Source organism: Paraburkholderia humisilvae, from assembly GCF_902859855.1.
Classification (GTDB): domain Bacteria; phylum Pseudomonadota; class Gammaproteobacteria; order Burkholderiales; family Burkholderiaceae; genus Paraburkholderia; species Paraburkholderia humisilvae.
The window spans coordinates 302,516-311,144 of the sequence record NZ_CADIKH010000005.1 but is presented as its reverse complement, the minus strand read 5'-3'; the positions used below and the strand labels follow the sequence as shown (position 1 = coordinate 311,144).

Sequence of the window (8,629 nt, the reverse complement as noted above, 5' to 3'; positions counted from 1 at the left end):
ACCGTCGCTCGCAACAAGCTCAAAAGCGCTCAGCACCGACCTTCGATCATCGCCGCGTGCTGGATTCAGGCAACCTTGTGGTGACGTCATGATTTATGGAAAGGTCAATAAATCAAATGTCGCCGGCGCGCCCGGATTACGGTCATTTGATTCGGCCGCGAGAATGACCCCATGTGGCCGATCGGCGCCGAACGCGCGCGTCGCTGATCGACCCTCAATGGTCGGTCAACACCAAGCGCTTGCGATGCCCGCATGCGACACGTACAACCACAACCGCCCGTCAATCAGTCTGGTTGGCCGTCGAATCCACGCATATCGCCAGCAGTCAAACAGACGCGACAAAGCGCTCTGACTTCCTAGGATTGGCTGTCGGTATAACTCTCTCTCGGTGGGTAAACGCCGGAGAGACGGGCGATCAGAATCGCGACGAACAAGCTGCCGGTGATCTGCTCCAACATGCACATGCCGCGCGCCGGGCGCGTGAGCGGCGTGATGTCGCCGAAGCCTGTGCTCGTGAGGACGGTTATGCTGAAGTAAAGCGCGTCGGCATAAACAAGCCGCCCCGACTGCCCGACGATCATGTACGACCGCGGATAGAAGAACCCGACGCTTGCGTAAATGTACGCCCAGAGGACACCGATCAACAGATACGCCGCTGCGGCGCCAAACAACTTGTCCGGCGTCATGATCTTCGGCTGAAAAACGTAGCGGAGAAGGTACGCTGCAGTGATGAAATACAGTAGACCGCTGAATATCCACGATACCGCAAGGCGGCTATCGTCGTCGCGCCACAGGCCGAGGTACTGGAACCACATGGCCGGAATGGCAAGCAACAGTGCGATCACAAACGATAGGGTCGTGCGGCCGACCGCTGCCACGGTCGCTATCAGGAGAAACATGTTGACGACGTTCAGGATAAGGCGGCCGCTATCGCTCGCCGGGACAAAGGACACCGCGCCGATGAGCGTGAGCAGTACGACAAACAACCAGAAACAGCGCTGGTAGAAAATGCGAGACAGCGCTTCGCGCGTCGTACGGAGGGCCATGGCGATCTCTCCCCTGGTTCGCGTATGGCCAGACAGGCCGGGCCGCGTGTGACGGGAGTATAAAGCGTTAACACACGCTGCCGTTCCCGCCCACGTTGGCGGAAGTCGACCCGCTGCTGCCGTTCACCGATTCACCAGCGAAGCGGCGGGGGTCAATCGGTCATCTGCTCACAGTGGCCGGTTGCGAACATCCCTGCTTTGAGGACGAAGCGTGGTCATGTCACCGGTTCATGGTAACCGTGTATCGTCGGCGGCAGTAATAGGCCAGGGACGGTCCTTAACGTACCGCCGGCGCCGCGCTGTCACGCTCGCGGCGCCATGCCGTCGCACGAGGGCAAATACGATGCTCGGTCGTTCAGCGTTCGCAAGGGTGGCTGCCACGATTGTTGCGATAACCGCAGCAGCATGCCCTGCCGTACATGCGGACGAGAAAGAGCCCCTCAGTTTCATCGATCCGACAGACGGGCAACTAGACCTGAGCGATTTCCTGCTCAAGCACAAAGGGGCGCTGCCCGTGCCCATCGTGATCACTGAACCGGCCGTGGGCTATGGCGTTGGCCTCGGCCTGCTGTTCTTCTCCGGACCCATCGCGCAGGCGGCGGCGAATTCAACGGACGATCAGCCCAACCGGACGCCGCCGAACGTGACGGCGCTCGGCGGCGTCTACACACAGAACGGCACGTGGGCGGCCGCTGCCGCTCACTTTCACACATGGGACGACGACCGGTACCGCTACCTCGGTGCGGTGGCAAAGGTCGACGCACACCTCGACTACTTCGGCGTAACCAGTCAGCCCCGGGCCTATACCCTCATCGGTGATGCGCTGCTTCAGCAGTTTCTTGTGCGGCTCGGGAACAGCCGCTGGTATGGAGGTGTGCGATATGTGTTCTTCGATTCGACGTCCAGCTTCGCAGGCGGCAACATACCCGCCAGCATTTCCAACTTCGAGCGGAACCAGCGCATCGGTGCCGGGAGCCTGATGCTGGACTACGACTCGCGCGACAACATCTTTTTTCCGGCCTCCGGCAGCTTCGCTGAATTTGAAACGCAGTTCGCCCGAACCGGCTTCGGCGGGACCCAGAACTACGACGTCTACGCCGCCCGCGGCTTCAAATGGATTCCGCTCACGCATACGCTGATTCTGGGCCTACGCGTCGACACCCGGTTCTCGACGGGGGACATTCCGTTCTATGCGCAACCGTATGTCGATCTGCGCGGCGTTCAAAAGGGAAGATACCAGGACCGCAATGCCATCTCGACTGAAGCGGAGTTGCGCTGGGACGTGACACCGCGATGGTCGCTACTCGGCTTCACAGGCGTTGGCAAAGCATATGGACGGCTGGAAAGCTTTTCGCAAGCACAGAACGTAACCAGTGTCGGCGCAGGGTTTCGCTATCTGATCGCGCGCAAGCTGGGGGTGTCCATTGGTATCGATGTCGCTCACAGCAAGGACCAGAATGCGTTTTACATCCAGGTCGGCAGTGCGTGGCGGTGAATTCTGGAGCCACCCTCACCGCGAGGTCGGTGTTGCAGACACCGTGTATACGCATCATTCGCGCCCGGGAGGTTTGCTTTGTAAATGGCGCGAACTACGATAAGAAGACGGAACGATCCATAGCCGGCAAATTTCCAGAATCCGACTAATGGGTCGTGTCTGGACGAAGTCGATCACGGCCTCATGCGCGGCCGCGTTGCCTCGCCAGATCCGATAACAGACCGGATGCGTTTGCGATTTCCCGGTGACATGACTGCAAGAAACGCGTCGTTGTTCGCGTCGACATCCGCCGTACGGAGGAGACATGACCACCTGGAACGAACGACGGGTAAAGGCCGTGCTTTTGTGGCTGATCCTTCTGGTGGCGGCTCCTGCCTTTGCGGATCGGGGTCCCGAAGGGCCGGCGCCATACAAACCGGAGGAGATCGAGGCGCTGGTTGCGCCGATCGCACTCTATCCGGACTCGGTGCTCGCTCAGGTCCTGATGGCGTCGACCTATCCGCTCGAGATCGTCCACGCGGCGCGCTGGGTGAAAGAGAACCCGAATGTGAAGGGCGATGCCGCCGTGCAGGCGGTCCAGAATCAGTCATGGGACGCCAGTGTGAAATCGTTGGTGGCATTCCCCCAGGTACTTGAGCCGATGTACGACAAGCTGGACTGGACACAGAAGCTCGGTGACGCGTTCCTCGCCCAGCAAAAGGACGTCTTCGCTGCGGTGCAGCGGTTGCGGGCGCGCGCGCAGGAAGCAGGCAACCTGAAGTCCAACGAGCAACAACAGGTGATCACTGATCCAGCGGCCGCCGGCCTGGCGCCCGTCGTGCGCATCGAACCGACCAATCCCGACGTGATCTACGTTCCGGCATACAACCCGACGGTTGTCTACGGCGCGTGGAGTTACCCGGCCTATCCGCCGTACTACTGGCCACCGTACCCGGCGTACTACCCCGGCTACTATCCCGGCGCGGCCCTCGCGACAGGATTCGCCTGGGGCCTCGGCATTGCCGCCGCCGGCGCGATCTTCGCCGACTGCAACTCGTGTTGGGGCGGAGACGACGTCAACATCAACTACGACAAGGCCAAAAACGTCGACCGTAACTTCGACAGTTCGAAGATCAAGAACGGAGAGAGGAGCGGCCGCTGGCAGCATGATGCCGGCCATCGCCAGGGCGTGGCCTACCGGGATAACGCCACACGCGACAAGTTCGCCGGGTCGACTGGGGCCGACAGGCGGTCCCAGTATCGTGGGCGCGCTGCCGATACAGGTAACCGCGTGGCCACGGCCGACCGGCCGGGAGCGGGCAACCGGGCCGCGAACGCAGACAGGCGCGGCGCAGGTAATCGTGCGTCAGTGACAGACCGGTCCGCCGGGGTCACCCGGGCAGGCACGTCCGATAGAAGCGCCGGCAGTAACCTCAACCGCGCCAGCGCGAATCGAGGGGGCGGCTACGGCGGTGGGCGCGACAGCGCGTTTTCGGGCGTCGGAGCGAGCGGCAGTATTTCGCAACGCAACTTCGACAGAGGCAACCGGAGCATGCAGGGTTCAGGCTTTAACCGGCCCTCGGCCGGCGGCGCCGGCATGCGCGGTGGTGGTGGACGCGGCGGCCGGCGCTAGGGAGTGAACCATGAAAGTTCATCCAGGACGTGTGCATAGACTCCTGACGCTGATGTTCGCGCACCTCGCGGCGGCAGGTGCGTTGCTGGTCGCGACAGTGCCCCCGGCACATGCACAGCAGAATTTCAGTTCCCCCGAGGCTGCGATGAATGCGTTCGGCGACGCGGTCATCAAGGATCGAGAGGACGCTTTGCGCAAGATATTCGGCAACGACTTTCGTGAGTTGATCCCACCTTTCGGCGCGCCGGTGCGCGATACCTTCGTAGCCGAGTGGGCGAAGTCCCACACCCTCGAGCCAGTAGACGCCGGGCATGCGAACATCGTCGTCGGCAACGATGGCTGGACGTTCCCTGTGCCCCTCGTCAAGAGCGAACAGGGATGGCACTTCGATACGCGGACAGGTGCAGACGAGATACGGTTACGGCGCATCGGCGGCAACGAGCTGGCCGTCATCCAGACGATGATGGCGATCTTTGATGCGCAGCGCGAATACGCACAGACCCATCACGACGGTAAAGGGGTGCTCGCCTACGCATCGAAGATGGTGAGTTCGCCCGGCAAGCACGACGGCCTGTATTGGCCAACCGGGCCGGATGAAACGTCCAGTCCGCTCGGCGCGGCCTTCGTCGATGCGAGTTCGCGAAATGCGCAGAACACCGGCTACTACGGCTACCACTTCAAGCTGCTGGAATCACAGGGACCCCACGCGCCGGGCGGCGCGTATCACTACGTCGTGAAGGGCAAGCTGTTTGGGGGCTTTGCTGTCATCGCCTGGCCGGTGAAGTACGGCGAGACGGGCATCAAGACATTCATGGTAAGCCATTCGGGTCAGGTCTATGAGCGCGACCTCGGGCCTGACAGTGCCGCAAAAGCGGAAGCGACGAAGACGTTTGATCCGGGTCTGGGCTGGAGCAAGGTGCCGGATCGGGATAGCGAGTAACGCGTGCACAAGTGATGCGACCCGCCCCGATTTCCAGCGCAGGCGAGCGTTCAGTATTTGATATTCCGGGCCGCCTGGCGTCCATGCTGTTTGGTTTGTCGCTTATCCTGCCGGCATTGAGCATTGCTCGTCTGATTCGCGGCGCGGCACCCCTGCTTCGTGTCTCGCGCGGTCTGGCGCGTGTCCTGTCGAACGTCACGCGCGGCGCGGCGCTGTTGAGCCTGCTCGGTCGCATGCGTTCCTTCAATCCCGATAGCGAAAAGGATCGCCGCAAAAGCAATGTGCAGAGCGTTACGTGCGAACATGATGTGACCTCAAGGACTATGCTTGACCGATACCTCTTCAGGTCTGTCCAACATCGCGGGGTGACCTGGACATTGGCTCATCGTCCGGACATGCGGTACGGCAACGCACAGCAAGGGCGAAAGAGAATGCGCGCGATGAACGCGTCGCCGCTTTTTATAACCCGAGGTTGAATCGCGACCCGGCATCCGCGACGCCAGACCCATTCCGGCTCTGCGCTCATCCACGCACGACTGTTCGGGACAGGCTGCACTAAAGCGCCGCGCGGACCCTTCTAACGCTCGAGATCACTGGGTCGAGCCATATCGCGCGGCAGCGATTGCCGCATCCCGCTCCTTTTTGGCTTCGGCCTTTTTCTCGTCGTAGACCTTCTTTGCTGCGGCAACCTTACGTTGGTATGCGCGATTCGCCGCCGCCTCCTGATGGCGCATCCTGACGATTGAGTCGCTATGGCCTTGCTCGGCCGGAGCGACAGTTGCGGTCCCCTGGTTATCTTGCGCCCAACCGACCGGAGCAATGACGGTAAGCATGCCGGCCACAATCATCGCTTTGTTCAGTTTCACGATCATCTCCCACGCGAGGTCGTGCGTTATCGACCGATACGAACCAGGGTAGTCGTACCGCATACGCACCCACTGTCATCGGACCAGCTGAATGGCAAACCCAGCGTTGATACAACGCCGTTAGCTGATTCGATTCCAATCCACATCGCCGTCATCTGGCAGTTATAGGAAACAACCTTACTCGCTGCAAGATATGCTTTCTATAACTGGATTAGCCATTGCTCAAAACACCAACCTCACGTGAATCTTGTTGGGAATCGTTTCGCCTATCCAGGCCGATGTTTGACCACCTCGATGGTAGTCGTTTCGCTTTGCTGAACAATTCCGAGGCCCATCGATGTAGCCAGTCCTTCCCTTGAAATGGACGCGGCGGTCGGCTTTCACATACCGAGGGGAAACCGGATGCGCAGCGCTCAGCATGCGACAGCCAGGGATGCGACGGCTCCACGCTCGATCCAACGGTTGCTTTTCCTGCTCTGTTTCACTGTTCTTATGTTTCCAGGTGTGACGCCGGCGATGGACTTCAAGAGCTACTATCAACCCCAGCTCAAACTGAAAATGGTTATCGGCGAGGGAAGGATTCAGGAAGGCGATGCAGAGAAGTTTCTGGCGTCCGCCAAAATGGCGGATCGTGATGACGAAGGACTTGTCGTCCTGCTTTTAAATAGCCCAGGAGGAAACGTCGAGGCCGCCTTCCGAATCGTCGATGCAATGGATCAGGTACGCGTCTACACAGCCGTTCCCGATGACGCCAGGTGTGCGTCCGCTTGCGCTTCCATCCTGTTCGCATCAGGGGAACGCCGAAGCGTGATGGGTACCGGGCTGCTCGGCTTTCACAGTTGCTACCGGCGCAATGGGCCGGCTTATGCTGGGGACTCACTGTGCAACGAAGTTATCGCCGCAAACGCAATGCAACGAGGGGTCAGCCACGAGGGCATCAATCGCTTCGTTAAGCAATACGGTGCGCAAGACATGGCATGGGTCGGGCGCGATGTCGCTTGTACGTCGATGCGAGGGCTCTGCAAACCCGGGTTGCTAGAGAGTCAACCGGAGAGCAAAACTGCGTTGATGCAAAGTTTTACTTGCAGCAAGCTCATCTCTGTTCAAGCGCGGCTCATCTGCGGGGATGCGGAACTTGGCCGCGTTGATAGGACACTGGCAGAAGTCTTTAACCAAAAACTAAATGTGTCCGATAACAAGACGCGGTTACGAGCGGATCAACGGGCATGGATTCGCCATTCTCGCAACGCGTGCAGTGACAAGACTTGTCTACTGCGAAGCTATCGTTTCCGCATCGATCAACTCAAGCGGACGAGTTCGCAATGACGCGTCGATTGAGGCCGGCGTCGAAGAAATCGCGACGATCACCCGATGCCCGAGACGCTGCAATTTAGTGCCCAATTCCCTTCAGTGCCGCGATGCATGATTATCCGTGGGCAAAGAATATGAGCCTCGGAAATTGGCAATCGGAGGTGCGGGTCACTATCCTTCCTTGAAGGAGATGCCGCCCGACCTGCCAACACGGCCTCCGCAAGGCGGGGCGGCGTCCGAGCGCCCTTCGGTTCGACTCGTCAAGACGTTTTGGACTGGCATCTTTTCACTTTTCCAGGTCAGCGGGCACCCGCGGTGACGCCCACGCCAGACCTTTGAAGATACTGACAGATGGAGACGCGCGATGCGGCAGCCAAAGATTGTCATTTTCGGCGCAGGACTTGTTGGCGGGTCGGCGGCGCTATTCGCTGCCGTGACCATCCCAAGCGCGGAGGTCGTCATTATCGATATCGCTCGCGAGCGGGCGGAAGGTCAGGTGCTCGACCTCGCCCACGCTGCGGCATTCTGGGGACACGATCGCTTTTATGCCGGTGACTATGAAAACGCGCGCGACGCGGACATCATCGTGATTACCGCCGGTGTCGGTGTAAAGGCGGGGCAGACCCGTCTGGACCTCGCCAGAACCAATGCCGACATCGCCACCGAAATTGTGGATCGCACAGTTCCGTTGGCTCCCGATGCAATCTACATCATCGCGGCCAATCCCTGTGACGTGTTGGCAGGTGTCGTCTTTGAGCGCCTGCAAGGCGCGCGGGAGCGCGTCATCAGTACCGGCACTTCGCTCGATACCGCGCGACTGCGATCGCTTCTCTCTGAGCGGTTGGGCGTGGTGGCCTCAGCGATTCACGCCTACGTCCTCGGCGAGCACGGCGAATCGGCCTTGATCGATTGGGCCGGCGCGACCATTTCCGGCATGCCGCTCGATCGCTTCCTGGCCAGGACCGGTAAAGAGTTGGGACCGGCGAGCCGCGATCTCATGCTGCGCTCGGTGCACGGGGCCGCCCAGCTCATCAAGGAAGGCAAGCCCGCGACCCACTACGGGATTGCCAGCGCGATTGGGCGTATCTGCCAGGCCATCGTGCATAACACCGAGCTTGTTCTCACTGTTGGTATTGTGCATCACGAAGTCGAAGGCATACCCGAGGTGTGCCTGTCGCTACCCATGGTGCTCAATGGCGGCGGCGCGACGTTGCTGGCTTATCCGGAACTCCTACCAGCGGAGCGTGATGCCTTGCAGCGTAGCGCGCGCATTGTCAAGGAAGCAACGGACAGTGTGCTGAGAGGCAGTTAGAGGCATCGAGCGTGATCCGGACACACTGACAACTTCGGCGCGAGGAG

General features: G+C 60.3%; 8 protein-coding genes. 6 read left to right on the top strand and 2 right to left on the bottom strand.

Annotated features, from left to right (window positions below; all coding sequences use genetic code 11):
* Nucleotides 1-356 precede the first annotated feature (356 nt).
* Complete coding sequence (locus HV796_RS07315) at nt 357-1,046, bottom strand: potassium channel family protein (protein ID WP_175225786.1); 690 nt, start codon at nt 1,044-1,046, stop codon at nt 357-359.
* A gap of 343 nt (nt 1,047-1,389) precedes the next feature.
* On the opposite strand from HV796_RS07315, the gene HV796_RS07310 reads away from it, so the two are divergent.
* The 4 genes from HV796_RS07310 (at nt 1,390) to HV796_RS45800 (ending at nt 5,569) form a co-directional block, all read left to right on the top strand.
* Entirely contained in the window at nt 1,390-2,541 is a 1,152-nt protein-coding gene (locus HV796_RS07310; protein ID WP_175225785.1) for a BamA/TamA family outer membrane protein, read from the top strand.
* Nucleotides 2,542-2,845: 304 nt separating this feature from the next.
* Entirely contained in the window at nt 2,846-4,153 is a 1,308-nt protein-coding gene (locus HV796_RS07305) for a DUF3300 domain-containing protein (protein WP_175225784.1), read from the top strand.
* Nucleotides 4,154-4,163: 10 nt separating this feature from the next.
* Entirely contained in the window at nt 4,164-5,093 is a 930-nt protein-coding gene (locus tag HV796_RS07300; RefSeq protein ID WP_175225783.1) for a DUF2950 domain-containing protein, read from the top strand.
* An 11-nt stretch (nt 5,094-5,104) separates the two neighbouring features.
* Nucleotides 5,105-5,569: a hypothetical protein gene (locus HV796_RS45800; protein WP_175225782.1), complete on the top strand. Its 465-nt coding sequence runs from the start codon at nt 5,105-5,107 to the stop codon at nt 5,567-5,569.
* A 114-nt stretch (nt 5,570-5,683) separates the two neighbouring features.
* Here the strand turns inward: HV796_RS45800 and HV796_RS07290 are convergent, their stop codons facing one another.
* The gene (locus HV796_RS07290; RefSeq protein WP_377693616.1) at nt 5,684-5,926 is read right to left on the bottom strand and encodes a hypothetical protein; all 243 of its coding nucleotides are present in this window, start codon (nt 5,924-5,926) and stop codon (nt 5,684-5,686) included.
* Between the two features lie 435 nt (nt 5,927-6,361).
* Here HV796_RS07290 and HV796_RS07285 point away from each other — a divergent pair, with 435 nt between their 5' ends.
* Both HV796_RS07285 and HV796_RS07280 read left to right on the top strand, forming a co-directional pair.
* Nucleotides 6,362-7,285, top strand: a complete 924-nt coding sequence (locus HV796_RS07285) for an ATP-dependent Clp protease proteolytic subunit (protein WP_175225781.1) — start codon at nt 6,362-6,364, stop codon at nt 7,283-7,285.
* A 349-nt stretch (nt 7,286-7,634) separates the two neighbouring features.
* Nucleotides 7,635-8,582 (top strand): lactate/malate family dehydrogenase, encoded by a 948-nt coding sequence (locus tag HV796_RS07280; protein ID WP_175225780.1) that lies wholly within the window; start codon nt 7,635-7,637, stop codon nt 8,580-8,582.
* Nucleotides 8,583-8,629 lie beyond the last annotated feature (47 nt).

Excerpts from the sequence above, each read along its gene's own strand:
- HV796_RS07290 (WP_377693616.1), bottom strand. The coding sequence starts at position 5,926 with ATGCTTACCGTCATTGCTCCGGTCGGTTGGGCGCAAGATAACCAGGGG.
- HV796_RS07310 (WP_175225785.1), top strand. The coding sequence starts at position 1,390 with ATGCTCGGTCGTTCAGCGTTCGCAAGGGTGGCTGCCACGATTGTTGCG.
- HV796_RS07315 (WP_175225786.1), bottom strand. The coding sequence starts at position 1,046 with ATGGCCCTCCGTACGACGCGCGAAGCGCTGTCTCGCATTTTCTACCAG.
- HV796_RS07300 (WP_175225783.1), top strand. The coding sequence starts at position 4,164 with ATGAAAGTTCATCCAGGACGTGTGCATAGACTCCTGACGCTGATGTTC.
- HV796_RS07280 (WP_175225780.1), top strand. The coding sequence starts at position 7,635 with ATGCGGCAGCCAAAGATTGTCATTTTCGGCGCAGGACTTGTTGGCGGG.
- HV796_RS07305 (WP_175225784.1), top strand. The coding sequence starts at position 2,846 with ATGACCACCTGGAACGAACGACGGGTAAAGGCCGTGCTTTTGTGGCTG.
- HV796_RS07285 (WP_175225781.1), top strand. The coding sequence starts at position 6,362 with ATGCGCAGCGCTCAGCATGCGACAGCCAGGGATGCGACGGCTCCACGC.